Annotated in this window: 9 protein-coding genes; 2 read left to right on the top strand and 7 right to left on the bottom strand. The window is 64.3% G+C overall.

What is annotated here, in order from left to right; all coding sequences use genetic code 11:
- Positions 1-15: 15 nt before the first annotated feature.
- From H8B03_RS16550 to H8B03_RS16540, 3 genes are read right to left on the bottom strand one after another with little or no spacing between them, the layout of a single operon-like run.
- Entirely contained in the window at positions 16-1,053 is a 1,038-nt protein-coding gene (locus H8B03_RS16550; RefSeq protein ID WP_193143001.1) for a DctP family TRAP transporter solute-binding subunit, read from the bottom strand.
- Positions 1,054-1,090: 37 nt separating this feature from the next.
- The gene (locus H8B03_RS16545; protein WP_226926032.1) at positions 1,091-2,374 is read right to left on the bottom strand and encodes a TRAP transporter large permease; all 1,284 of its coding nucleotides are present in this window, start codon (positions 2,372-2,374) and stop codon (positions 1,091-1,093) included.
- Positions 2,374-2,907, bottom strand: coding sequence for a TRAP transporter small permease (locus tag H8B03_RS16540; protein WP_193143000.1), 534 nt, complete (start codon positions 2,905-2,907; stop codon positions 2,374-2,376). Before H8B03_RS16540 ends, H8B03_RS16545 begins: the two co-directional genes overlap by 1 nt.
- 141 nt (positions 2,908-3,048) lie before the next feature.
- Between H8B03_RS16540 and H8B03_RS16535 the strand changes: the two genes are divergently transcribed.
- The gene (locus H8B03_RS16535; RefSeq protein WP_193142999.1) at positions 3,049-3,870 is read left to right on the top strand and encodes a MurR/RpiR family transcriptional regulator; all 822 of its coding nucleotides are present in this window, start codon (positions 3,049-3,051) and stop codon (positions 3,868-3,870) included.
- A gap of 184 nt (positions 3,871-4,054) precedes the next feature.
- The gene (locus H8B03_RS16530; RefSeq protein WP_193142998.1) at positions 4,055-21,619 is read left to right on the top strand and encodes an Ig-like domain-containing protein; all 17,565 of its coding nucleotides are present in this window, start codon (positions 4,055-4,057) and stop codon (positions 21,617-21,619) included.
- Between the two features lie 48 nt (positions 21,620-21,667).
- Here H8B03_RS16530 and H8B03_RS16525 read toward each other — a convergent pair whose 3' ends face one another.
- Genes H8B03_RS16525 through H8B03_RS16510 form a run of 4 tightly spaced genes read right to left on the bottom strand, consistent with a single transcriptional unit; the run spans position 21,668 to position 25,474 of the window.
- Positions 21,668-22,678: an ABC transporter ATP-binding protein gene (locus tag H8B03_RS16525; RefSeq protein ID WP_193142997.1), complete on the bottom strand. Its 1,011-nt coding sequence runs from the start codon at positions 22,676-22,678 to the stop codon at positions 21,668-21,670.
- Positions 22,675-23,703: a Gfo/Idh/MocA family protein gene (locus H8B03_RS16520; RefSeq protein ID WP_193142996.1), complete on the bottom strand. Its 1,029-nt coding sequence runs from the start codon at positions 23,701-23,703 to the stop codon at positions 22,675-22,677. Before H8B03_RS16520 ends, H8B03_RS16525 begins: the two co-directional genes overlap by 4 nt.
- Entirely contained in the window at positions 23,700-24,539 is an 840-nt protein-coding gene (locus tag H8B03_RS16515) for a carbohydrate ABC transporter permease (protein ID WP_193142995.1), read from the bottom strand. The genes H8B03_RS16520 and H8B03_RS16515 overlap by 4 nt, the downstream gene beginning before the upstream one ends.
- Positions 24,540-24,550: 11 nt before the next feature.
- A complete protein-coding gene (locus H8B03_RS16510) occupies positions 24,551-25,474 on the bottom strand; it encodes a carbohydrate ABC transporter permease (RefSeq protein WP_193142994.1) in 924 nt (307 codons plus the stop codon).
- Between the last annotated feature and the right edge of the window lie 22 nt (positions 25,475-25,496).

Here is a 25,496-nt window from a genome sequence, read left to right as displayed (position 1 = left end):
ACCGGTTGGCAAGGCTCAGAAGTTGCCGCGTTCCTCGTCGATCGAGGCCAGCATCGCGTCCAGCAGGGCCATGCCCTCGGCGCCATAGCTGTCTTCGATCAGGGCGCGCACGGCGGGCTGGGCGGCGGCAGCGAATCGGGCCTGTTCCTCGGGCGTCACCACGTTGACCTCCATCTTCTCGGCCAGCGCGGGCAACCCGCGATCCGAGGCTTCGATGACCCGGCTCATGGCGCGGCCCGCGTCGGTGGCAACATCGGCGGCCCAGCGGATCAGGTATTGATCCTCGGCGCTCAGCCCTTCCAGGAACTCGGCGTTCATGGTCCAGATGTAGGGCGTGATCAGGTGGTTCGTGACCGACAGGTATTTCTGCACCTCGTCGAACTTGGCAAAGGCGATGATCGGCACCGGGTTCATCTGGCCATCGGCCACGCCGGTTTGCAGGGCGGTATAGACCTCGGCCCAGGGCAGCGGCGTCGGCTGGCCGCCCAGCGACGAAACCATGGTTTCATGGGTCGGCAGGGTCATGGTGCGGATGCGTTGACCGTCCATGTCCTCGACCGAGGTGATCGGCGCCTTGCCCGAGGTGAAGGCGAAGAAGCCACCGGAATCCAGCAAGCCCAGCACCTCAAGCCCGGTCTTGTTTTCCAGATCGGCCACGAAGGCCTCTCCGAAGGAGCTGTCGGTGTCGATCACCTTGGAGGCCACGCCGATGTTGGGGAAGGCGAAGGGGATGTCGAAGACGCCGACCAGCGGATAGTGCTGCGCCATCCCGCCCGACGAGGAAATCGTGCTTTCCACGAGGCCCGAGCGCACTTGGTCGATGACCTCGTTGTCCTTGCCAAGCTGGCCGTTGGGGAAGACCTGCACCTCGATCCGGCCGTTGGAGTTGGATTCCACCAGCGAGGCAAAGACCGCCGCCATGGCCCCCGAATGCGAGGCGAAGGGATCGTCGGGGTTCAGATGCGCCAGACGCAGGGTGATGTCGGCGGCGTTGGCGCCGGTGGCAAGGCAGGCACCGATCAGCGCGGCAGAGGCGTATTTCAGTAAAGACATGGGATATTCCTTTCCTTTTGGGACGTTGAGCCGGGGGTCAGAGCCCCAGTAGCCTTGGGACGAAGAGGGTGAGATCGGACCAGAAGGCGATCAGCAGAAGGATCGCCACCTCGGCCAGGATAAAGGGCCAAAGCTCGCGGGTGATGGCCTCGACCTTTTCGCCGGTGACCGAGGCCAGCACGAACAGGCAGGCGCCCACCGGTGGCGTCATCAGCGAGATGTTGAGCGCGAGAATGATCATGATGCCGGCGTGGACCGGATCCATGCCGATCTGCAGGGTCAGCGGCGCCAGCACCGGCGCCAGGATGATCAGGGTGGCGTTGATGTCCATGACCAGCCCGATCAGCAGCAGCAGGATCAGGATCATGCCGATAATGATGTTGGGATTGTCCGAGACCGCCAGCATGGCCTCGGCAATCGCCTGCGGAATGCGGTTGAAGGTCATCCACCAGCCCAGGATCGAGGCCGCGGCGATGATCAGGAAGATCACCCCGGTGATCCGGGTGGTGCGCACGGCGATCTCGTACAGGTCGCGCCAGGACAGCGCCCGGTAGATCACCCCGCCGACGAACAGCGCATAGGCGACGGCGATGGCGGCGGCCTCGGTCGGCGTGGCAAAGCCGCCCAGGATCGAGCCGAGGATGAACAGCGGCAACAGGGCCGCCAGAAAGCCCTCGCGCAGGGCCTGAATGACAAGGCGAAAGCTGGGGCGGCCCTCGCCCTTGGGCAGGTTCTTGCGGCGCGCGGTCAGGGCGATCACCGCCATGCAGATGGCGCAGATCAGCAGCCCCGGAAGGATGCCCGCCGCGAACAGCCCGGCAATGGACACCCCCATGATCGAGCCATAGATGATCGCCAGCGTCGACGGCGGGATGGTCGGCCCGATGATCGACCCCGCCGCCGTCACCGCCGCGGCATAGGATTTCGAATAGCCCGCCTTGTGCATGGCCGGCACCATGGTGTTGCCGAAGGCCGCCGCATCGGCGGTGGCCGACCCGGTGATGCCCGCGAACATGACCGAGGCCACCATGTTGGAATGGGCCATGCCGCCGCGCATCCAGCCCACCAGCGCGTTCGCCAGCTTCACCAGCCCCTGGGTGATGCCCGAGCGGTTCATGATCTCGCCCGCCAGGATGAAGAAGGGCATCGCCAGGAAGGGAAACAGGTCCAGCCCGGCAAACAGCCGGTCCGGGGCCATCTGCATGAAGCGCGGCCCGATATCCAGGATGCCGATCATGCCCGACACCCCGATGGCAAATCCCACCGGCATGCCCAGGGCCATCAGCCCGAAAAACGCGATTGCAACCAGCAGTGCACCCATCAGTCGTCTCCCGGATCGAGCAGCGTCGCGCCCAAGGCCTCGGGCGGTGTATCGTTGAAAAAGTCGTGGATCCCGATCAGGGCCAGTTGCACGCAGGCCATGCCCGCGGCCAGTGGCACGCCGAGGAAGGGATAGCCCTTGGGAATGGCGTAGATCATCGTCAGCCGCGAGAACCCGCGCTCGGCGAAGCCGATGCCATAGTAGAAAAGTGCGGCGAAGAAGATGAAGGCGATGACGTCGAACCCGGTGGCCAGCCAGCGGCGGGCCGAGGCGGGCAGGCGGCTGAAGATGAACTCAACCCCGATGTGTTCGCGATGCGCGATGCCCGAGGACACCGCCAGCAGCGCCATCCAGATCATCAGGTAGCGCGCCAGCTCCTCGGTGAAGGTCATCGGCAGGGGGATGACATAGCGCGCCAGAATGCCAAGCCAGACATCCAGCACCAGCAGCACCAGAAGGGCAACGCAGACACGTTCCACCACCCAGTTGACGCGCAGGCTGAGCCGCTTGGCTTTTTCCGAGATTGGGGACACGTTGGTTCTGGCCTCTCTGGCTGGGACTTGACGTACAAAGAGAAAGACACTTTTCTTTTACCATGGAACAACGAAAAACCTATTTCAATTTATCGGCGCCGCGACGTGTCTGAAAAACAGGCAAAAAAAAGCGCACGCCCAATGCCGCAGCGCATTCATGAGGCGTTTTCAGGACTGCCCGAGGGCGAAAGGCGCATCGCCGATTCGGTGCTGGAGAACCCCGCCGAACTGGCGGTGCTGACCGGGTCAGAGCTGGCCACCCGTGCGGGCGTGTCCAATGCAACCGTCAGCCGCTTTTTCCGGCGGATCGGCTATGACAGTTTCGACCAGGCGCGGCAGGAAGCGCGCAAGCTGCGGGCCGGAGGCTCGCCCCTGTTCACCGGCGCGCGGTCCGGGGACGGCGGCCATCTGTCGGATCTGCTGCACAACGAGATCGAGGTTCTGGAAGGCACCCTGTCGCGGCTCAACCCGCTGACGTTGAAGGACATCAGCACCGCCCTGGCCAAGGCGCCCCGCGTGCGCTGCCTGGGCTATCGCAACAGTCATTTCCTGGCGCAGTACGTCACCGCGCAACTGGCGCAGATCCGCCGCGCGGTCTCGCCTCTGTTGCTGCCCGGACAGACGCAGGCCGAAGGTATTGCCCTGCTGGAACAAGGGGATCTGGCCATCGTGGTCGGGCTGCGGCGGCGGCCTGCTAGCTTCAACCGCGTGGTGGCCGAAATGGCGGATCGTGGCGCGCGGATCCTGCTGATCACCGATCAATCCGTGCGCGAAGCCCCGGCGCTGGCGACATGGACCATCGAATGCCAGGTGGACACGCCGCAGTTTGCCGACAGCTATGTCGGCGCGATCTCGATCCTGCGGCTTCTGGTTCTGGAAACCCGCCGCGCCCTGGGTGAGGCCGGGCAAAGCTATCTGGAAGATGTCGAGGCGCTGCGCATCCGGTTGAACGAACTGGAATGACCCGCGCCGCCGGATCGATCTGCCCCTGACCCCTGCTTGACGTGTCCGGTTTTCCCAACTCTGCGCCCGATTTCCGCGCAATCTTCTTGCATGTCTGCCCCGGTTTGCAGGAACAATGTGTTAAGATGACGCCACGTCGCAAGAACATTGGCAATGCAGCCGCCAGAAACACCGGGGAAGTTCAGTGGGAAAAATTCAGTATCTGCCGATCGCAAACGCCACGCAAACCAGCGCGCAGATATTCGATGCCTATCTACAGCCCCTTGATGCCAGCAGTCTGGCGGTGTTCGCGGCGCTGTTGCGCCAGTTCAGCCTGACCTTCGATCCGCTGGGAGCCACGCAGCCCGTGACGCTTGACCATGCGGGCGTCCGGTTGATGGGCAGCGGGCTGCCGACGCTGCCCGGCCAGTTGGCCTCGTGGCTGGTGATCGGCGATCCGACGCAGCCGCTGCTTGAGGTGCTGAGCGATGGCACTGCCACCCAGCTGCGCTTTTCCCAGGCATCGCGCGGGCTGGACCTGACCGTGGCCAGCAGCGGCGACACCGCCGCAACGGCCGATCAACTGGGCCGGGTGCTCACCCTGTTGTCTTCCTATCGCGATGGCCAGTTGGACGCGGATGCGCTGGCCACCGGCCTGGAAGGTGAAAGTGTGACCGCGCTGGACAGCGCCCTTGCCGCGCCTTTGGCCGCGCAGGCGGCGGTGCCGCTGGCGGCGGCGTCGATGGGCGTGAACCTGGTGGGTGATGGCAGCGACGAGACCCTGACTGGCACCGATTTCGACGATGTGATCGACGCGCGGGCGGGCAACGATTCCGTCTCGGGCGGGCTGGGCAACGATACGCTGATCGGCGGCGGCGGGGCCGACACGCTTTATGGCGAACAGGGCGACGACAAACTGGACGGCGGTTTCGGCAACGACCTTCTGTTCGGCGGATCGCAGAACGACACCCTGTCGGGCGGCGATGGCAATGACCAGCTGTTCGGCAACTCGGGTGCCGACATCATGGATGGCGGCAACAATTCCGACAGCTATTTCGTGGACCGGTTCGACACGGTCACCGACACCGGCACGGCGGGTTATGACAAGGCCACGATCCAGGATCCGACCGGGGTCGCGCTGGACCTGACCGGGTGGAGCGGGATCGAACGGATCAACGGCAATGATGGCGACGACACCATCGATGGCTCCAGCCAGACCGCCACCTTGCTGCTGTCGGGGGCCAAGGGTGACGATACGCTGATCGGCGGCACCACAAGCGATGCGCTGATCGGCGGCGAGGGCGACGACACCCTTGTCGGCGGCGCGGGCGATGACCTGCTGCTCGGATCGACCGGCAACGACACCTATTCCGGCGGTGCCGGCAACGATGTGCTGATGATCGGCGAAGATGGCGACATCGTCACCGATGGCGGAGCCGGCAACGACAAGGCGGTGATCTACAATCCGGGCGGGGTGACCCTGTCGGTGGGCGGCTGGAAAAGCGTCGAACGCTACACCGGCTACACCGGCGACGACACCATCGACGCCACCGGCGGCACCACGCGCGTGGTTCTGTCGGGCGGTGACGGTGATGACACGCTGACCGGCAGCGATGTGGCCGACACGATTTATGGCGGGAAAGACGACGACACGCTGGACGGCGGTATCGGCGACGACCTGCTGGTGGGCGGCGACGGCAACGACATTCTGCGCGGCGGCGCAGGCGACGACCTGTTGTTCGGCGGCGCGGGCAACGACACCTACACCGGCGGCGATGGCGACGATGTGATGCTGATCGGCGAAGACGGTGACACCGTCACCGATGGCGGCGCGGGCAACGACAAGGCGATCATCTACAACGCGGCAGGCGTGTCGATCTCGGTCGGCAGCTGGCTGGGGGTCGAGCGGATTTCCGGCTACACCGGCGATGACACCATCGACGCCACGGGCAGCACCACCCGGTTCACCATGGTCGGCAACGGTGGCAACGACCGGCTGATCGGGGGCACCAAGGGCGACACCATCTTTGCCGGGGATGGCGATGACAACGTGTCGGGCGGCGGCGGCAATGACGTGCTGATCGGCGGCGCGGGCAACGACACCATCGAAGGCGGGGCCGGTGACGACTTCCTTCTGGGGGGCGCGGGCCGCAACACCTATGTCTTCGGCGATGGCGCCGGCAAGGATGTGGTGGTCGGCTTCAAGGATGGCACTGACCTGATCCACCTGGCCGGGCATTCGCAGATCAGTTCGCTGTCGGATCTGGATATCACCCAGATGGGCACGCACACGGTCGTCCGGGCCAAGGGCACCACAGCGCATCAGTTCACGCTGGCCGATTTCGATGCCACCAAGCTGACCACCGCCGATTTCCACTTCGGCATCACACCGGGGGGACCGGCGCAATTCACCGTGGCGCTGAAGACCGACACCGGGGTGTCGGCCAGCGACAATATCACCAGTGATGCCGACCTGATCGCGACGATCCAGAGCACGGCGGCGGTCAGCCAGGTGCTGGTCTCGCTGGATGGCGGCGGGTTCGTGGCGATCTCGGAAACGCCGGATGCGACGGGCAAGCTGGACCTGACCAAATCCAGTCTGGAAACCGCGCTGGGAACCAGCCTGTCGGACGGGCTGCACACGGTGCATTTCGCGGTGGATGACGCCAATGGCGCGCGCAGCATCTCGCAGGCGCTGGATTTCACCTTCGACACCACGGCGCAGACCTCGACCGCGGCGCTGGCGCCCAGTTCCGACACAGATCCGGTAGGCGACAACAGCACGTCTTTGGCCAAGGTCAAGCTGGTGGGTATGGGCGAGCCCGGCGCCACGGTATCGGACGGCACGGTCTCGGCACTGGTCAAGAACGACGGCAGTTTCGCGCTGAGCGGGGTGGCCGTGGCCAAAGGGGCCAATACCATCACCCTGACCACCACCGATGCGGCGGGCAACGCTTCGACCCTGAGCCTGACCATCACCGGGGTCGATCCGGTGGCCAGCGACACGCCGGTGCTGACGTGGAACCAGATCGCGCTGGACAGCATCGTCGACAACGCGGCCGGGGCAACCACCGCCAGCCGGGTTCTGGCGATGCAGTCGGTTGCCGTCTATGACGTGATCGCGGCGCTGGACGGAAGCTCGGCGGTGATGGCGGATGTGGATGCGGCGGCGGGGGCCAATCTGGCGGCGGCGGTCTCGGTCGCCTCGCACGCGGTGCTCAGCTATGCCTTCCCGGCCTTCGCGCCGGAACTGGACACGCATCTGGCCACCTCGCTGGCGGCGATCGGCGACGGTCAGGCCAAGACCGACGGCATGGCGCTGGGGCAAAGCGTGGCCAGCAAGGTGATCGCGATCCGGGGGCAGGACGGCTGGGATGATTTCGAACCTTATCCCGGCAGCGATGTGCCCGGCGAATGGCGCGAAACCGGCCCGTTCTACAACACCGCCGTAACGCCGCAATACGCCACCATGGATCCCTGGTCGCTGCAATCCACCGATCAGTTCCGGCCCGGCGGCCCGCCCAAGCTGACCAGCCAAGCCTATGCCGATGCGGTGGCCGAAGTGGCCGATATTGGCGCCCGCGACAGCACCACGCGCACCACCGATCAAAGCGAGGCCGCGCAGTTCTGGAAGGATGCACGCGGCACCGAGACCACGCCGGGGCACTGGAATTCGATCGCCGCGGACTACCTGGCTTCGCAAGGGCTGGGATCGGCCGAGAATGCCCGCACCATGGCAGTGCTGAACATCGCCATGGCCGACGCGATGATCGCGGCCTGGGATGCGAAATACGCCTTCGACTACTGGCGTCCCGAGGACGCCATCCGCGAGGCCGACAGCGATGGCAACCCGGCGACCGTGCAGGATGCCACCTGGAACCCCTATCTCTTTGCCCCGGCGCATCCCGAATACGTGTCGGGCCACGGCGCCGCCTCGGGGGCTGCGGCCGAGATTCTGACCGACCTCTTCGGCACCCAGTCCTTCAGCACCGAGTCGCTGGGCCTGCTGGGCACCACCCGCAGCTTTGCCAGTTACTGGGAGGCCGCGCAGGAGAACGCCGACAGCCGCCTGTGGGGCGGGGTGCACTATGATTTCTCGAACCAGGACGGGCTGACCCTTGGCCAGACGGTGGCGGATTGGGCGATGGCCGCCTTCACCTCGACCACCGATTCCGCGCCGCCGGTCATTGTCGTCGACAGCTTCCCCGATTACGTCGCCAACCAGCCCATCGACCTGACCGGTGCCGCGCTGGACGCGCTGTCGGGGCTGGCCGGGCTGACGGTGTCGGTCAACGGCGGTGCGCCTGCGGATGTCGGCACCGATGCTGCCGGGAACTTTGCCTATACGCTGTCCGGACTGGCGGACGGGCAATACGATCTGGCCTTCCGTGCCACCGATGTGGCCGGCAACCAGAGCGCCACCCTGAACCACACGGTGCTGGTGGACAGCCTGCCGCCCAGCGTGACCCTGACCAGCACCGATGCCAATGGCGACCTGTCGGGCATCGGCGCGCGGCTGACCGGCACCATCGACGGCACCGGCTCTCCGGTCATCGCGCTGGCCTATCAGATCGGCGGCGGCACCACCGTGCCGATCTCGTTCAACACCGCCACCGGCGCGTTCGACACCAAACTGAACCTGTCCGGTGTCGATGCCGGCGACCATACCGTCACCCTGATCGGCGTGGATGCGGCGGGCAATTCGATCTCGCAGGACATCGCCCTGTCGCTGGTCACGGCGGTTCCCTTCGTGGTGACAGACCGGTCCCCGGCCGAGGATGCGACCGATGTCGGCTCGACCTTCCGGCCCGAGGTGCATTTCTCGCGCCCTGTCGATGCAACCACGCTGACCAGCAGCACTTTCTACATCACCGACACCGGCGGGGCGGTTCTGCCGTCGCAAGTCAAGCTCAGTGCTGACGGCCTGAAAGCCTGGCTGTTCCCGGCGCAAGCCATGCCTGGTGCCAGCAAAGTCACCGTTCATCTGGACGGCGACAACATCAAGGCCACCGACGGCGCGGTGCTGGACGGCGACGCCGATGGCGCGGCGGGGGGCGGCTTTGCCAGCAGTTTCTCCACCGTCTCGACCGCGGCAGTGTCGAACACCACGATCACCGGTTATCTGGTTGATCCCGGCAACGATCTGAAGCCGATGACGGTGGACGATTATTCACGCGGTCCGGATGGCACCGATTTCACCGACGACGATGTGTTCAAAAGCCCGATCGAAGGCGCCGAGGTCTACATTCTGGGGCTGGAGCAATACAAGGTCACCACCGACGCCACCGGCTATTTCGAGCTGACCAATGTGCCCTCGGGCAACGTCAAGGTGGCGCTGGACGGGCGCACCGCAACAAATTCGCCCACCGGCATCTTCTGGCCCGAGATGGTGATGGATGCGACCATCATCGCCGGGCAGGAAAACACCCTGATGGCAGCGCAGGGCACCCCCGAACAGCGGGCGGCGGTCGAAGGCCGGGGTGAGGTCTATCTGCCGCGCGTACCCAGCGAGATCCTGACCGATCTGTCCGACACCGCCGAGACCCAGATCAACGTGCCGGTGTCCGCCGCGCAGGATCTGACCGCCGAGCAGCGCAACGCGATCCAGCTTGTGGTGCAGCCCGGCACCGCCGTCGATGAACACGGCGATCCGGTGAGCAATGCGCAGGTCGGCATTTCGACGGTGCCGCCGGAACTGGTGATGGACATGCTGCCCGCGGGCATCATGCAGCACACCTTCGACCTGACCATCCAGGCCCCCGATGCGGCGGTCTTCACCACCCCGGCGCAACTGACCCTGCCCAATGTCTTCAACGCCGCGCCCGGTACCAAGCTGAACCTGCTGTCCTTCGACCACACCACCGGACGGCTGGTGATCGAGGGCACCGGCACCGTCAGCGCCGATGGCAAGACCGTCACCACCGATCCCGGCACCGGCATCACCAAGCCCGGCTGGCACGGCATGACCCCGCCGGGGGGCAACGGCTGCAATGGCGGCGACCCGCTGCAACCGGACGAAGAAGATCCGTCCGTACCGGACCCCATGTTGCCGACCGATGTCGACACGCTACCGCTTTATAACAACGACGGTGCCGGGGGCATCCGCTTCTCCCGCGACTGGGTCGCGCCGCCGCCGCTGGACGAAACCCCGCCCAACCCCGGCGACGAGGACTGCCCTGAAGCCGCCGAGGATGTGAACGGCAAGGAACAGCCCTGGATCAACGTCAAGATCGAGATCGACGGCCCGCTGGCCGCCTTCGCCGACAAGGAGGGCAACCTTGGTCTGGCGAATACCGAATTCACCCTGCGCGCGGGGACCAATGCGCAGAAGGGCTTTGCCTTCTCGTTCAAGGACTTCGACTCCATGTTCGGGGCGGGCGGCCTGAAAAACATCGACACGAACAAGCTTTATGGTTCGAAGATCACCATCACTGAGCGCACGCAGGATGAAAATGGCGTCCAGACCGTCACCAAGGACGAGATCATCGTTTCGCGGTTTGTCGACGCAACGGATGACACGCATACCGGCGGGATGGGCGGCGGAGAGATGGGCTTTGCCCAGACCGTGAATGATGGGGCCGGGACCAGCGTGCGCGATGTGCCGTTAGAGTTGATCGGGGTGCAGCCGGACCTGAGCATCGGCACCGGAACCCACTATTCCCTGCAAAACGGAAATACCGTCGTGCGGTTCGATCCGACGGCTACGGCTGACGCTTTGACCGACACGTTGGATGTCAGTTTTACCAGCATTGGCGGCGAAAGCGCTGGCACCATTCAGCTGTCCGGCAAAGGGGCCGCCCCCGAAACCTACAAGCTGGATACCACGACCTTCGAGTCGATCCTGGCGGGCATGTTGAATGCCACGAACTATCCCAACCTGACGGCGACCCAGAAGGCCCTGATCGATACAAAGGCCGAGCGTGACGCGATCCTGGCTCTGATCGGGACACAAACTCAGAAGTTCTTTGATGATGCCGGTCTGGAAGGGATTTCCGAAACCACCTCAGGCACCGGCAGCAACAACATCAGCTTCCTCGATGGGCGGTCCCAGATCAGCTATGATCCGGTGACCGGTGCAATAGATGGCTACGGGCTGGGCGGGGCAACAAATGCCTTTGCTGCCACGGACATTGATTTTGACGAGATCATCAAGCTTTACACGGAGCGGGGGAACTACAACAAATACGAAATTCTGTATCGCGCAGCCGAAGTGATGAACAACACGCTGGGAGGGCCGATTGCGTTCTACCTGGACAATTTCTTCATTGATAGCGCCAGCAGCGATACCAATGGCGAGTTGCAACTGGCGCTGGGTCACAACTCTGCCCATGAAATCGGTCACAACCTTGGGCTGATCCACACCCTTGAATACCAATCGACCGGAGCGGTGACGCTTCACGCTGGCGGCACAGATGATGTGATGGCCCAGGGCCTGTATTCGACCAACTCGCAAAGCTTCGATGAATCGCTCGAAGCGGCGATGGTCAACCTTCACAACACCTACACGCCCGAAGAACTGCTGAAGGCGCTCAAATACTACAACACGATCAACACGACACAGGCGGGTTACGTTACCGGCATCAACAATCAGGTTGGCTATACCGGCACGACGGATACCGGCCATGATGCCTTTGTACAGGTTGACGGCCCGGCGCTTGATATCTCGCTGGTGGACGGCACGCCGGTCTTCGGGTCGCTGGCATTCGCAGATGCCGTCATCGGTGGCACCGCCCCGTTCCTTGACATCGAGATCCAGAACTACGGGTCGGATGTGGCGGTGATCGACGGGATCACCGTCGACAGTGGAGCCTTCGAAATCGACGCGCTGGAAACCGCGTTTTCCCTGCAACCGGGCGAATCCCGGATTATCACGATCAATTTCGACCCGGATACTACGGGTGATCTGTCGGCCGTCTTCTCGATCGACAGCAACGCAACAAGCGATCCCTATGAAGTCGCCTTGTCTGGAACCTCGACCGCGTCGCTGCCGACACTGCGTGTAACCTCGGACAATTCGAACATTGGCGGTGTAGATCGGGGCGATACGCAATCGGTTGCAGACATGTTCACCATCACCAACGATGGGCTGCAGGATCTGGTGATCGACGGTATCGATCTGGATGCCACGGCCTCGGCCTTTGATCTGGTCGGCGTGCCCACCGATCTGGCGACCAACCCCATCACTCTGGCCACCGGCGATACCTTCAGCTTCGGAGTCTCCTTCACCGGCGTCGCGCCGGGGCTGGAGCGGGGCGCGATCACCATTTCGTCCAACGACCCGGTGAACCCGGTGACAGCGGTGGCGGCCTCGGCGACCTCCTTCGAAGGGATGCACTATTTCGACTGGGGTAACGACTTTATTGCCGTCGACGTGGCCGGTGACGTGCTGCGCACGCGGTCCGACGACAACGGCGATTTCGAAGTGTTCATGCCGGCGGACGCTGACTATCGCATCACGGTCTTCGACCCGGACAGCGGTCTGGTGGCGCGTGGCTATGGCACCACCTCGCCCTCGGGGCAGGGCACTGATCTGACCTCGGGGCTGGTGTTCCGGCCCTCGACGGCGCCGGACAGGGATTTCGACGGGCTGGCGGCAGACATCGAACATGCGGTCGGCACGTCGGACATCAATGCCGACAGCAACGCCGACGGCATCTCGGACTACAACGCGGTGCTGTCGGGGATCGAGGCGCTGGATCCGTTCTCGACCAACCTTGGCGTGGTGCGCACGCTGGCCCTGAACGGCGAGGTCAAGGCCATGTTCGCGGCCCGCGATCAAGCGGCCGATGGTTCCACCACCGACCCGCTTCTGGTGTTGACCGCCACCGGGCTGTCGGTGATCGACGTCACCGATCCCCGCGCGCCGACGGTGGAGTCCGTCACCGACATCGCCAATGTCCGCGACGGGGACTTCGACGCGGCGCTGGACCTGATGGTCGTGGTCGCCACCGATGGCACCGCCCATATCTGGGATCTGAGCGACACCAGTGCCCCGGTGGATCTGGGCGAGCTGACCACCGGCGCGGGCCATGTTGCCGCGCGCGACGGGCAGGCGATGATCTCGGTCAGCGGTGCGGTCAAGCTGTTCGACCTGACCACCGGCGACGAGATCGAGAGCATCTCGCTGGGCAGCAATGTCGCCTCGGTGCGCGGGCTGGTGCAGGAGGGCGCCTTTGCCTATGCGCTGGACAATCGCGGTACCCTGCATGTGATCGAACAGCTGGGCGATCAGCTGTTGCTGCGCGGATCGGTGAGCGTCGGCCTGTCGGCGGCAGAGCGCAAGCTGTTTGCCGGGGACGGCGTGGTCTATGTGCCGGCTTCCAACGGGTTCCAGGGCGGCTATGTCACGGTGGATGTGTCCAACCCGGACGCGCCCTCGGTCATCAGCGGCGCGGATGACACCTCGCTGGGTGGCAACGCCATTGCGCTGAACGGCGCCGGGCGCGGCTTGATCGTCGGCGATCCGGGCGGCGCGTTCGGCGTCGATGCCATCGACGTCATCAACACCGCCAGCCCGGCCAATACCGACGGGCTGATCACCCGCTACACCGTGGACAGCAAGCCCACCGATGTGCTGATCGCAGCCGGTGTCGGCTATGTCGGCGCGGCGGATGGCAAGTTGCACATTGTCAACTTCCAGCCCTTCGACACCAGCGGCGTTGCGCCCCAGGTGTCGCTGGTGTCGGCGGATGTGGACATGGACCCGGCCACCGCCGGGGTGCAGATCCTGGAAGGCAGCCTGATTTCGCTGGATGCGATGATCACCGACGATGCCGGGTTGCGGTCGGTGTCGCTGCTGGTCGATGGCGATCCGATCATCGTGGACCTGTCCTATCCTTTCGACCTGAACGCGCGCATTCCGCTGCTGGGCAGCGGCGAAACCAGCCGGCCGATTTCGCTGCAGGTGCGGGCCACCGACACCGGCGGCAATGTCGGGTTGAGCACGCTGATCAACGCCGAGATCGTGCCAGATACGATCCCGCCGATGCTGGTGTCTTCGACCCTCGATCCCGGCGCATTGTACGGGCGGTCCAAGCGGGGCTTCAGCTTCACTTTCGATGAACCGCTGGATCCCACAATCGATCTGTCAGCGGCATTCCAGCTGACCGGCCCGTCGGGCGTTGTGGCGCCTGCGTCGGTGCTGTTGCGGTCGGGCGACCGGACGGTGTCGCTGACCTATCCGGTGCTGGAGGAGGGCAGCTACACCATGGCGCTGGTGGGTGGCGCCATCACCGATGTGGCGGGCAATGCCACCTCGGCCACCGACCAGACCTTCGACTTCGAACTCGGCACCTTCTCGAACGAATGGACCGGGGCGGCAGGCGACAACCTGTGGGGCACCGCCGGCAACTGGACCACCGGCGTGGTGCCCGATGCCACGGACGATGTGTTCGTCGGCAATCTGACCGGCGAGGTGGTGTTACAGTCCCTTGGCGATGTGGATCTGAAATCGCTGGTGGCCGAAGCACCGCTGCGCATTTCCCACAGTACCCGGCTGGCGACCGAATTTGATGCCCTGCTCGACGATGTGACGCTGGAGTCCCATTCGGCGGTGCTGGAAATCGGCAGCCTGGGGCAGATCGACATTCTGAACCTGACGCGGGGCACCGTGGATGGACCGGGCACAATCAACATCGAGGAAGAGCTGAACTGGCGCGAGGGCACCTTCGGGCAGGGCGGTTTGCTGACCGTCGAGAACGGCGCGCTGGCACGCTTCGGCGCGGATTACGACCCCGAAGCCGACGTGCCTTATCCGACGACGCAGCGCCTGCATCGCGATCTTTTGCTGGAAGGCAACGGGACCGTCGGGGCCGGGCAGCTTCGGCTGGGTCTGACCCAGTACAACCCGACGCTGGCACAGAACGAAACCATCGGCGGGCGGCTGACCATTGCCGCCGGGTCGGAACTGGAACTGACCAATTTCAACTCGGACATTTACCTGGATTCCCACTTTGGCGGCGCCGGGGTGGAAAACCTCGGCACCCTGCGCAAGACCGGCGGCGGCACCTCGCAGGCAGCGCCGTTCAACGAGACCCTCGGCCAGGTGGTGATCGAAGACGGGTTCGTGTCGATCCCCCATGGCGCGACGCTGCGGCTGACGGATCAGGACGACCTTACCCAGTTGAACGGGCTGAAGATCGACGGCGGCACCCTGATCCTGGACAGCGATGTGACGCTGGGCGACTTCCAGATGGCCAGCGGCACCGTGCAGGGCGTGGGCGACCTGACCCTGACCGGAACCGCGCTGGTCACCGGCGGCACCTTCCGCGGGACCGGCGACATCGTCGTGCCTGATGGCGAGACGCTGCAACTGGGTCAAACCTATGACCCCGAGGTCTATCCCTCGACCGGTTACATCACCATGGCCCGCGATCTGGACGTGTCCGGCGATGTCATCCATGCCAATGCCAACCTGGGTCTGGGCGACGCGATCTACGATTCAACGACCGGGCAGTATACCTATACCGACACCGCGATCACCGTGCAGAGCAGCGGCGTCTATACGTTCAGCAGTCCCTTCGCGGACATGAGCGTCAACTATCCGCAGCAGAACACCGACTCGGGACTCAGCAACGCGGGTGGCATCGTCAAGACCGGGGGCGGTGCCTCGGGCGCGGCCTTCTTCGGCGCGCAGACCGGCACCTTCGACTTCCGCGATGGCATTCTGGAGATCACCGACGGCACCTTCACGCTGACGCAAGCACTGATAGACGCGGGCTTTGACCGGCTGCAGATTGTCGGCGGCACGGTTGTTCTGGACGAGGATGTGACCCTGACGGAACTGACCATGCTGGGCGGTTCGCTGGAAGGCACGGGCGCGGCCACGGTGCAGGACATGATATGGCGCGGCGGCGCGGTCTCGTTGACCGGCGGTGTGGACATTCCCGCCGGGGCCACGGCCACCGTTGACAACCCGTATTACACATCGCCGACGCTGGCCACGACCCTGACCGTGGATGGCACGCTGGTCTTCGGAGACAACTCGTACTTCACCTTCGGTACCACGCTGACCGATGCCAGCACCTCGACCTCGACCCCGACGGCAGGCACCGTGCAGGTGAATGCCACCGGTGTGGCCGAGTTCCAGGGGCAGACCTCCCTCTACGACGGGTTGAACGATGGCACTTTGTCGGGCTTCACCGGCACCGGCACCCTGCGCAAGACCGGGTCGAACATCTCGTCGCTGATGGTGCAGGATTTCGCCGGAACCATCGACGATCCCGACAGCCAGTTCCACTTCAGCACGGGCACATCGACGATCACCCAGGCTACGCTGGACGGCGGGCTTGCAGTGCTGAACATCGACGGCGCGACGGTGCTGGCCAACGAGGACCTGAGCATCGACACCCTGTCGCTGGTCAACGGGCGGCTGGATGGCACCGGCACCGTGACCATCACTGGCCAGATGGACTGGACCGGTGGCAGCACCAATGGCAGCGGCGGTCTGGTGATCGCCAGCGGCGCCGATGTCGATTTCGGCGAAGCCGGCAATCCCAATGCCTATCTGCGCTATCTCTATCTCGGGCGCGACATGACCATCCAGGGCACGGCCGAGATGGGCAATGCCAATCTGTATCTGGGCAACCAGTACTACGACCGGACCACCCAGGCCACGATCACCCAGCCGGGCTTCTTGACGGTGGATACCGGCGGCACGCTGGACTTCCAGAACACATCCGGTGACGTGCGGATCTACAGCACGGCCTATTTCGCGGCAGGCGATGCGATCGGGATCGTCAACCTTGGCGCCATCACCGCCAGCGCCGGTACCCAGACCACCAGCATTCCGGTGGCGCGGCACGAAGGCAGCATCACCGCCGCCGACGGGCGCTTCCAGATCGAGACCGGCGTGTTCGAGGTGGATCAGGCGACGGATGGTGGCATCTTTGCCATCGCCGACGTGGTCAGCGGCACCGTCCACATCGTCGAGGACGTGTCCCTGGCCGAACTGACCATGGCCGGCGGCACACTTGACGGCCCCGGCGACCTGAGCCTGACCAGCGCCCTGAACTGGAGCAACGGCACCTTCTTTGGCGATGGCAAGGTGATCCTTGCGCAAGGCGCCAACGGGGTGATCGGGGCGGGCGCGGGCAGCACCGCGACGCTGTACCTGCAGCGCGAACTGGTGATTGCCGGCGATGCGGACATGGAGGGCGCGCTGCTGCGGCTGGGCACCTATGTCTACGACGCAACGCAGGGGCTGAACATCAACCATCCGGGGGTTCTGACCATCGATCCCACCGGCACCCTGCGCCTGATCGGGGACAATGCCAATTTCAGCAACTATCGCAGCATCGGGACTGTGGCGGCCGCTGGCAACCAGATCGACAACAATGGCCAGATCATCAAGGACGGCGGCGGCATCAGTTCCGTCTCGAACGGGGTGCCGCTGGTCGGGTCGGGCAGCTATCTGACTCAGGACGGGGTGTTCGAGGTCCGCAGCGGCACGACGCTGGTCATCAACGGATCGGTGTCGCTGTCCCACATCCGTCTGAACGGCGGCACGCTGGACGTGACTGCCGACAGCAGCATCACCGATCTCGAGGTTGTCTCGGGCACCGTCACAGGGATCGGGGACCTGACCGTCACCGGCGACTACCGCCAGACCGGCGGCACCCTGACCGGTACCGGCGCCTTGGTCATCGGCACCGGTGCTTCGGCCCAATTCGGGCCCGAGTACACCGGCGACAGCCGCGCCACCAACATCAATCTGGATGTGGCGCGCGACCTGACGATCCAGGGCACCGCCACCATCGAACAGGCGCATCTGCGCCTGGGCGTCAGTGGCACGCCGCAGACCGGGGTCGATGTGACCGTTGCCGCGGGTGGGACGCTGAACCTTGAAGGGGCGCACGCGCGGCTGCAGGACTACCGATCCTCGGCAGGGTCGCCCAATGCGGTCATCAACAACGGCACCATCCAGAAGACCGGCGATGGCATCGCCGACATCGACGCCACCATCGCCCTTTCGGGCAGCGGCACCGTGCTGGCACCCACCGGCCAGATCACCACGCCCAACGGAGACGTCGGCAGCTTCACGCCCCCGGCCCCGACGCCGATCTATGCCGATACGGTGGCCAACGGGGTCACGCGGGTCGTGACCGCCGCCGACGGGGTCACCGATATCTCAGTCACTGGAGGCGTCTTGCAGGTGAACGAGGATATCACCCTGACCAACCTGTCGATGACCAATGGCCGCATCGAAGGCACCGGCGTGATTACCATCACCGGCCGCCTGGACTGGCAGGGCGGCGAGTTCCGCGCGGGTGGCGAGGTCATCGTGGCTGCCGGCGCGCAGGCGGTGCTGGGTGAATTGCTGAACGTCGAGGCGCCCATCGACCACGGCAGTCTCTACCTGGGCCGCACCCTGACCATCGCAGGGTCGGCGGTGCAAGAGCAGGCGACCCTGCGGCTGGGATCGACCCAATCGGGGCCCGATACCCATGGCATCCTGAACATCACCGGCACCGGCAGTTACGAAGCGCGTGAATTCAACTCGGACATCCTGCGCTACCGCGATGCCAGCGATGGCACCCTGTCCGAGATCATCCTGGATGGCAGCTTCACCAAGACGGGTGCGGGACAGACACGCCTGAACGGTCTGCCGATCTCGGGCACGGGCACGCTGTCCCAGACCGACACCGGCACGCTGTACCTGGAAAACATGACCTCGACCCTGGACAGCCCCGGTGCAACCCTGACCGGCGATATCGCGGTCTCGGGCGGCCGGTTCGTGATCGACGCCGACACCGATCTGAGCGGCCTGACCAGCCTGCATATCATCAATGGCACGCTTGTTGTCTCGGGCGACGTCAGCCTTGCGGGCCTGATCCTGCAAGACAGTACCCTACAGGTGATCGACACCCTGACCGTGACCGGCAGTTACACCGCCTATGCCTCGACCGTGACGGGGGGTGGGGAGCTGATTGTCGATGCGGGCGCCAGCGCCGAGATTCTGTCCAACCGCAGCTATACCACCAATCACTATCTGGGCGTCACCCTGACGGTGGATGGCGATCTTGCGGTCGACAACAGCGTGGTGCGGCTGGGCGAGCAGCATTACGACAGCGCGCAGGCGCAATACGTCTCGTTCGGCGGCCGGGTGGACGTCGGCACGACGGGCACCCTGACCCTGCACGGCGACTATGGCGATATCGTCCTTGGCCACACCGTTACGGGCGTCACCGCCGAGGTCGCGGTCGATGGCACGCTGATCAAGGAAGACGGCGGCACCAGCGATATCCACGCGTTGCAGCTTGGTACCAATGCCACGGTCCAGATCGTGGATGGGGTCGTGCGTCTGACCGGCGGCACGCTGGACCTGACGCAGGCGATGGTCGATGCGGGCCTGACCGATATCGCGCTTGGTGGTGGCGAGTTGGTGATCACCGAGGATATCTCGCTGAACAGCCTCTCGATCTCGGGCGGCACCTTGTCCGGCGATGGCGATCTGACGATCATCACCGCCCTGACCACCACGAGCGGCGGCACGTTGAGCGGTGGGGACATCATCATCGCCGATACCGCCAAGGCCGAGCTTGGCAGCCACTACTACAGTTCGCTTGGCCGCAACCTGACGGTGCATGGTGAGGCCGAAGTGACCAGCGCGATGTATCTGGGGGTGCAGACCTACGACTCGACTCTTGGGCAGTACGTCTACACCGCGGGTGCGCTGGATGTTTCGGCGACCGGCACCTTGCGGGTTTCCGGCTCGGGCTCGATCTACCTGGCCGCGACACCGCCGGCCGGCACCAACTGGGGCGTGACCTCGGCTGGCACCATCGTGTCCGAGGTGAGCGAGCTGACCATCCCGCTGCTGGATGGCAGTGCCAGCACCTATCAGCTCAACAACGGGGTGATGGTGCATTCCACCGGTGACCTATTGCTGACACAGGCCATGGTCGATGCCGGGCTGACCAGTCTGAAGGTCACCAACGGCACGGTCACTGTCGATGAGGACGTCACCCTGCCGCGCCTGGACCTGAGCGGCGGCGAGGTACGGGGCACCGGCACGCTGACGGTCAGCCAGGACTTTGACTGGATCGCCGGCACCATGAGCGGAACCGGCGTGACCCATCTGGCCGATACCGCCGATGTGCTGTTCGGCTACGACCACGCCACCACAAGTTCCTCTGGCCACGGCTTCCTGACACGCACGCTGGAGATCGAGGGCGATGCCGATCTGGGCAACATGTCCCTGCAACTGGGCCAGCGCGGCACTTATGACAGCACGCTGAATCAATACAACTTCGACCACGGGGTGGTGTCGGTGCTCGGCACCGGGACCCTGACCATCAACGGCAACCTGAACAGCATCAGCCGCAGGTTCGCGGGCTATGACGAGGATGACAGCGGGGTGGCCAACGCGGGCGCCATCGTCAAGACCGGCGGCGGCACCACCGCGATTTCGCTGCTGTCCAATACCGGCACCTTCGACTTCCAGGATGGCATCCTGACGCTCAGCGGCGGCGAGTTGACCTATTCGCAGGCACTGATCGACGCGGGCTTCACCGAAATCGTGGTGCAAAGCGGAACCTTCACCGTGTCCGAGGCGCTGTCGGTCGACAACCTGACCATCAATGGCGGCACGCTGGTCATCCAGGATGATCTGACCGTTCTTCAGAACTTCGACTGGCAGCAGGGCACCGTCGAAACCGGGGATGCAACGCTGACCATTGCCGACACCGCCACGGCGGCTTTCGGCCAGCCCTTCGATCCTGAGAACCCGTACAACAGCACCAATCTGCAGCTGCGCGGTGACATGGATGTGGCGGGAACGGCGGACTTTGGCAGCGTGCAGCTTTACCTTGGCCAGACCACCTACAATTCGCAGATTGGCCAGTACGATCAGAAACCGGGGACGTTGGACATCCTGTCCACCGGGGTTCTGACCATGGACGGGCCGCGGGCGGATATTTTCGTGAGCTCTTACAACAACGTGGTGACAACCGGGGTTAACGTCGGGGTCAACGTGCAGGGCACGCTTGCCAAGATCAACGGCGGATCCAGCGAGGTGCCGCTTTACGGCGACAACACCAGTGGCACCTTCCAGCAGGGTTCGGGGCAGTTCGCCCTGACCGCGCCCTGGCAGGACTCGGGCCTCACCGAAGTGGTGCTGACCCCGGAGATGGTGGCCAACGGGCTGGATCACGTGCGGGTCGAGGACGCCGTGCTGTATGTCGGGCAGGATCTGTCGGTCGGAACGTTGGAGTTGGCAGACAACGCGGCGCTGGCCGGGCCAGGCGATGTCACCGTCACCGGCGGGTTCGACATCAGCGATGCCTCGCTTCTGGGGACCGGCGACCTGATCCTTGAGACCGGCTCGGTCAGCCGGTTCGGCGAAGCCGCGATTCCGGATCAATACGACTTTGCCGAAGCGATCCTGATTGCCCAGACCGTCGAGGTGCGCGGCACCGCGATCATCGAGCAGGCCGACATGCTGCTGGGCGGAAGTCAGGCCAGCGGCAACGGCTTCTTTGACACCGATGCCTTCCAGTTTGTAACCGATCTGGACACCGCCGCGCCGGGCAACTTGGTCATTGCCGATACCGGCACGGTGGAGTTCTTTGGCCCGCAGACCGATTTCGAGCTTGGGTTCGATGCCCCGGCTGCCGCGCAAAGTGGCATCAGCAATGCCGGGACGATCCTGAAATCGGGCAGTGGCACCACGACCATCGACACCGGCATCAGCTTCGACAGCACCGGCATCATCCAGGTGATCGGCGGCAGTTTCGACGCGCCGGGCACGGTGTTCGACTTCGGGATCTGATGGAAAATCCCCGCCCGGGCGTTGTTGCCCGGGCGGGGGAGAAGACGCTCAGGCTGCCAGTGGCAGAATGCGCTGATCGTCGGCGTCGAAATAGAAGGCATCGTCAGGGTCGTAGCCCAGCGTCACACGGGCGCCCACCGGGGTGCTGTCCTGCCCGAAAAGCCGCACGGTCAGTGTTTCGCCCTGATCGGTGCGCACCAGCAGGTTGGTGTCGCCGCCCAGACGTTCCACATGGGTGACCTCGCCCGAGATCTGGCCATCGTCGCGAAAGGACAGGTATTCGGGACGGATGCCCAGCGTCTGGCCCGCCGGCAGACCCGCGACCGAACGCGCCAGGAAATTCATCGATGGCGAGCCAAGGAACCCGGCCACGAACCTGTTGGCGGGATTGTTGTAAAGGTCCATCGGGCTGCCCACCTGTTCGATCCGGCCATCGCGCAGCACGACGATCTTGTCGGCCAGCGTCATCGCCTCGATCTGGTCATGGGTCACATAGATCATCGAGGCCGACAGGGTCCGGTGCAGGGCGGCAATTTCGACCCGCGTGTTCATGCGCAGGGCGGCATCCAGGTTCGACAGCGGTTCGTCGAACAGGAACAGCTTGGGGTCACGCACGATGGCCCGGCCGATGGCCACGCGCTGACGCTGACCGCCAGAAAGTTCAGATGGCCGGCGCGCCAGGTACTTGTCCAGATCCAGCATCGCGCTGGCCTTGCCGACACGCTCTTCCACCACGTCCTTGGACTGGCCTTCCTGTTTCAGCCCCAGCCCCATGTTGTCCTTGACGGTCAGATGCGGATACAGCGCGTAGGATTGGAACACCATGGCGATGCCGCGCCGGGCGGGCGGGACAGTGTTCACCACGTCGCCGCCGATGGTGATGGTGCCGCTGGAGGCATCTTCCAGCCCCGCGATCACCCGCAGCAGCGTGGATTTCCCGCACCCCGAGGGGCCGACGAAGACGACGAATTCACCTTCTTCCACGGTCAGGTTGATGTCCTTGAGGACATGAACGGGGCCGAAGGACTTGTTGACGTTTTCCAGTTTCAGGGCGGTCATTGCAGGTCTCCCAGAGAAATAGTTTGGCCGGTGCGGATGCTTTCATCGGCGGCAAGGCAAATGCGCAGGGATTGCACGGCGTCGGTCATGTGACGGCTGAGGTCAGTGTCTTTGGCGATGGCGTCGAGGATCCAGGCCGCTTCGGCGTCGCAAAGTGCCTGGTGCCCCGGCTCGTCGGGCAGGTCGATGCGACGGTCGTCGCCGGGGCGATGTACCAGCAGGCCACCGACGCGGGTGTGGTTGTCGATGTCGTCGCTGTCGCCCTTGTCGGCATCGACGATGGACACCGCGCCATTGGGGCTGACCACATCCTTCACGAAGAAGGCGGTTTCCGACATCATCGGTCCCCATCCGGCCTCGTACCAGCCGACGGACCCGTCGTCGTAGATCACCTGGAACTGGCCATAGTTGTACATGTCCGGGGCGATCTCGTCGCTCAGCCGCAGGCCCATGCCATGGACCCGCAAGGGGGTGGCATCGGTGATCTGGCACATGACGTCGACATAATGCACCCCGCAGTCCACCAATGGAGAGGTCGTCTGCATCAGCGCCTTGTGGGTCTCCCACGCGGCCCCTTCGGACTGCTGGTTCAGGTTCAGGCGGAACACATAGGGTCCGCCAAGGGCGCGGGCCTCGGCGATCAGCCGCTGCCAGCTGGGGTGATGGCGCAGGATATAGCCAACCCCCAGCTTGCGGTTCAGTCGGCGGGCGGCGTCGGCCACCCGCTGCGCATCCGCGACCGTGCCTGCCAGCGGCTTTTCCACGAAGACATGGGCACCTGCCTCTATCGCCGCCACGGCATAATCGGCGTGGCTGTCGGTATAGGTGGCGATCACCACCAGTTCCGGCTTGGTCTGTGCCAGCGCCTCGCCAAACTCGGTGAAGCGCGGGTAGCTGGCCAGGGCGTCGGGCAGATCCACCGGCGAGCGGTTGACGAGCCCCACGACTTCGGCGTCAGGGTGGGCATGGTGGGCCAGGGCGTGGCTGCGCCCCATGTTGCCCAGTCCGGCGATGAGAACCCTCATTTCACCGCCCCCGAGGTGATACCGCGGATCAGCTGACGCGAGAAGATCACATAGAGGATCATCACCGGCAGGATCGCCATCGACAGGGCCGACAGAACCGCGTTCCAATCCGTCACGAACTGGCCGATGAACACCTGGCTGCCCAGGGTCAGGGTCTTGACCTCTTCCGCGGGGGCCAGGATCAGCGGGAACCACAGGTCGTTCCAGATCGGGATCATGTTGAACACCGCGACCGTGGCCATGGCGGGCCGCACCAGCGGCAGAACCAGCCGGAAGAAGATCTTGTATTCGCTCAGCCCGTCGATCCGTCCGGCGTTCTTCAGGTCGTCGCTGACGCCCTTCATGAACTCCGACAGGATGAACACGGCCAGCGGCAGGCCCTGCGCGGTGTAGACCAGGATCAGCGCCCACAGGGTGTTGACCAGCCCGGTCGAGACCATCATTTCCAGGATGGCGACGGTGCCGATGCGGATCGGGATCATGATCCCCAGCGCCAGGTACAGCCCCATCAGGGTGTTGCCCTTGAACCGGTACTCGGCCAGGGCAAAGGCCGCCATGGCGCCGAACAGCAGGATCAGGGTCAGCGAGACCACGGTCACGATCATCGAGTTCTGGAAGTACAGGAAGAAATCCCCCTGTTTCATCACGGTCTCGTAGCCGATCATCGAGAAACTCTCGGCATTGGGCAGGGCCAGCGGCTCGCGGAAGATGGCCTTGCGGGTCTTGAAGCTGTTGATCAGGATCACGAAAACCGGGAACAGCGCGATGATGGTATAGGTGATCAGCACCGCGTGCGCCGCGAAGGTGGTGCCCAGATTTGCTCTTGATTTGCTCATGTGTCCGCTCCTCAGAACTGGTAGCTGCGCAAACGGCGCTGGATACCGAACAGGTAGATGCACACGCCCACCAGGATGATGCCGAACATGGCCGAGGCGATGGTCGATCCCATGTGCGGATCGCCAAGCTGAAGCTGGAACCCGAAGAAGGTGCGGTACATGAAGGTGCCCAGGATGTCGGTCGAGAAATCCGGCCCGGCCAGCGCGCCCTGGGCGGCATAGATCAGGTCGAAAGCGTTGAAGTTGGCGACAAAGGTCAGGATCGAGATGATCCCGATGGAGGGCAGGATGAGCGGCAGCTTGATCTTGAAGAAGGCCTGCAAGCCGGTGATGCCGTCGCATTCGCCCGCTTCAAGGATCTCGTCGGGGATCGACAGCAGGGCTGCGTAGATCAGCATCATCGGGATCCCGACGTACTGCCAGACCGAAACAAGGCTCAGGGTGGTCAGGGCGTATTCTTCCTTGCCCAGCCACGGCTGGTAGAGGAACTTCAGGCCGATGGCGTTGAGCATTTCAGGTGCGATGCCCCAGATCGGCGACAGGATCAGTTTCCAGGCGAAGCCGACGATCACGAAGGACAGGATGGTCGGGATGAAGATCGCCGACCGGTAGAAGGCCGAGAACCGCAGCCGGGGCGAGGACAGGATCGCCGCAAGGGCGACGCCGATCGGGTTCTGCACCAGCATGTGGATCAGGAAGAACCAGGCGTTGTTGCCAAGCGCGTTCCAGAACTGATCGGACCAGATCGCATCGCCAAAGAGGGTACGGAAGTTCTGCAACCCGACCCAGACCCGCTGTTGTTCGACTTCGGAAAACAGGGACAGGCGCAGGGTGTTGAACAGCGGGTAGATCATGACCGCCGTGTAGACAAGGACAGCAGGCGCCAGGAAAACCGCAATGTGCCACCTGACTCGGGGTTTGGACGGCGTTGCCATCGGATGTCTCCTTCGAAATGTC

It is taken from the genome of Meridianimarinicoccus sp. MJW13 (assembly GCF_014901205.1).
In the GTDB taxonomy this organism is placed as follows: Bacteria; Pseudomonadota; Alphaproteobacteria; order Rhodobacterales; family Rhodobacteraceae; genus Meridianimarinicoccus.
Note: the sequence above shows the minus strand (reverse complement) of the source record. Positions and strands in the feature narration are given on the sequence as shown.

What these genes read in the sequence shown, in the direction of transcription:
- H8B03_RS16550 (WP_193143001.1), bottom strand. Translation starts at nt 1,053, where the DNA reads ATGTCTTTACTGAAATACGCCTCTGCCGCGCTGATCGGTGCCTGCCTT.
- H8B03_RS16545 (WP_226926032.1), bottom strand. Translation starts at nt 2,374, where the DNA reads ATGGGTGCACTGCTGGTTGCAATCGCGTTTTTCGGGCTGATGGCCCTG.
- H8B03_RS16535 (WP_193142999.1), top strand. Translation starts at nt 3,049, where the DNA reads ATGCCGCAGCGCATTCATGAGGCGTTTTCAGGACTGCCCGAGGGCGAA.
- H8B03_RS16525 (WP_193142997.1), bottom strand. Translation starts at nt 22,678, where the DNA reads ATGACCGCCCTGAAACTGGAAAACGTCAACAAGTCCTTCGGCCCCGTT.
- H8B03_RS16520 (WP_193142996.1), bottom strand. Translation starts at nt 23,703, where the DNA reads ATGAGGGTTCTCATCGCCGGACTGGGCAACATGGGGCGCAGCCACGCC.
- H8B03_RS16515 (WP_193142995.1), bottom strand. Translation starts at nt 24,539, where the DNA reads ATGAGCAAATCAAGAGCAAATCTGGGCACCACCTTCGCGGCGCACGCG.
- H8B03_RS16510 (WP_193142994.1), bottom strand. Translation starts at nt 25,474, where the DNA reads ATGGCAACGCCGTCCAAACCCCGAGTCAGGTGGCACATTGCGGTTTTC.